This window comes from Neisseria sp. HMSC064D07 (genome assembly GCF_001837185.1).
Lineage (GTDB): Bacteria > Pseudomonadota > Gammaproteobacteria > Burkholderiales > Neisseriaceae > Neisseria > Neisseria flavescens_C.
Genome location: NZ_KV831699.1, coordinates 1 through 502, shown reverse-complemented (window position 1 = coordinate 502; position 502 = coordinate 1). Strand labels below are relative to the sequence as shown.

Here is a 502-nt window from a genome sequence, read left to right as displayed (position 1 = left end):
TCTATTCACCTGCTGTAAAAGCAACTTCGGCTCAAAGCCAGGAAAAACGCTATGCCGAACTTTTGGAAAATTTCCCACTACTGACAGAGGATGAGGTTCGTAAGCGTCTAATAGATTTACGTCAATATGATGAGGATTTACCAGGTTGTTTGGAAATGCCCGCTTTTAATGCCGCAAGCCAAAAACTGGGATCGAAAACTAAATATTGTCTATCGCTTTTCCAGTGCCTTGCTGCTTATTTTTGTGGTTATCCCAGTTAATTTCCTCTTACCGTTTGAAGGATTTCAGACGGTTTTTGTTTATCTAATACCCTACTTTTTTCAGACGACCTCTTCCCATTCAAAAAGGTCGTCTGAAATCATGAAATCCTGACCACGACGCCGCAATGCTGTTCGGCGGCGGCTTGGTAGAACGTGGCAAGTTCTTGAAACCGCTGCGCCAATTCTGCGCGGGTTTCGGCGAAGGCTTTTTCGTCGCTCCAAATATCGGGGTAGATTTGGCT

The 502-nt window shown here is 44.6% G+C and carries 2 protein-coding genes; one reads left to right on the top strand and one right to left on the bottom strand.

What is annotated here, in order from left to right; genetic code table 11:
* On the top strand, nt 1-260 hold a 260-nt coding region (locus HMPREF2608_RS11485; RefSeq protein WP_168167210.1), incomplete at its 5' end, for a hypothetical protein.
* Nucleotides 261-358: 98 nt separating this feature from the next.
* Here the strand turns inward: HMPREF2608_RS11485 and HMPREF2608_RS11110 are convergent.
* Nucleotides 359-496 carry a DUF1877 family protein gene (locus HMPREF2608_RS11110; protein ID WP_283122304.1) on the bottom strand — a complete coding sequence of 46 codons (138 nt, stop codon included), beginning with the start codon at nt 494-496 and terminating at the stop codon, nt 359-361.
* Nucleotides 497-502: the final 6 nt, after the last annotated feature.